This window comes from Mesorhizobium sp. M1E.F.Ca.ET.063.01.1.1 (assembly GCF_003998155.1).
Taxonomy (GTDB): Bacteria; Pseudomonadota; Alphaproteobacteria; order Rhizobiales; family Rhizobiaceae; genus Mesorhizobium.
The window spans coordinates 1-1,056 of the sequence record NZ_RZSC01001238.1 but is presented as its reverse complement, the minus strand read 5'-3'; the positions used below and the strand labels follow the sequence as shown (position 1 = coordinate 1,056).

Annotated in this window: 1 protein-coding gene; it reads right to left on the bottom strand. The window is 57.0% G+C overall.

What is annotated here, in order from left to right; genetic code table 11:
• Positions 1 to 901: FCD domain-containing protein (locus tag EOA29_RS37555; protein WP_245468756.1), on the bottom strand; the 901-nt coding region annotated here is incomplete at its 3' end.
• Positions 902 to 1,056 lie beyond the last annotated feature (155 nt).

Here is a 1,056-nt window from a genome sequence, read left to right as displayed (position 1 = left end):
CGATATCCCGGGCAATGATCGCGTTGAGCAGCGTGTTGTAGCGGCGCTGGTAGTCCTGTATTCGCCTGGGCGTCAGATGCCGCCGGTTGAGCGCGGCGCGGAAGCTCTGGCGGCGAGCCTGGATCAACAGATCGTAGCATGACGTTAGCAGCGGATTTCCCGCGCCGCGAGCTACCTGACGGTGGAATTCATCCTCGAGCCGGGCGAACTCCGCCGCGTCGGTTTGAACCCCTTCCATGGCCGACAAGGTCTCGCTCAGTCCTTCAATGGCGCGCGGCGACATGTTGATGATGGCGAGCCGCATCATGTCGGGTTCGATGATTCCGCGCATCACCAAGAGGTCGAGCGGGCTCGTCTCGGCGGCAACACCTCCTGTCGCGTCATCGAGGACTGCCTGACCCTTCACGAAGCTGCCGCTCCCGGCACGCCGGCGAATGAAGCCATGTTTCTCAAGTATGTCCAGGGCTTCGCGAACCGTGTTCCGGGCGACGCCAAGTTCACCGGCCAACGTTCGTTCCGAGGGCAGTCGTTCGTCGGTGGTGTATTGCTGAGAGGTTATTCGCGCCAACAGCGTGTCCACCACGACACGAACCGTGGCAGTGATTGAATGATCCGCAATGAGTGCCAAGGCAGCCTCGTGTTTCGATGACATCAACGACGTTCCTTTCGACATCCGAAAGTTCGCGTCCATTTGCGATGGTTCTGGTTGGCCACGCAAGCCGCTGCCGATGACCGCGGCCTTTTGGCGGTCAGCTGATCGCGATTGCCAATTTGGCGTTTTGCGCACGTGTCCTGCTGTCCATTTCTGTTGGCCTTTCGCTCTTGCCTGCCTGGGTGCTTGATCAGTCATTTTCGCCCTAAGGCAAAAAATTTTAACAGGAGTATTGATTTCAACAACCATTTCCCACAAACTGGTTCAATAATTGGTTCAATAATTGGTTCAATAATTGGTATAAAAAAGGGGAATGCAATGACCAATTCCTGGAGATTCTCCACGCTCGCCGATCGCCATCGCGCGCTTGGTTCGAAGCTCGAAGACTGGAGCGGCATGGGCAC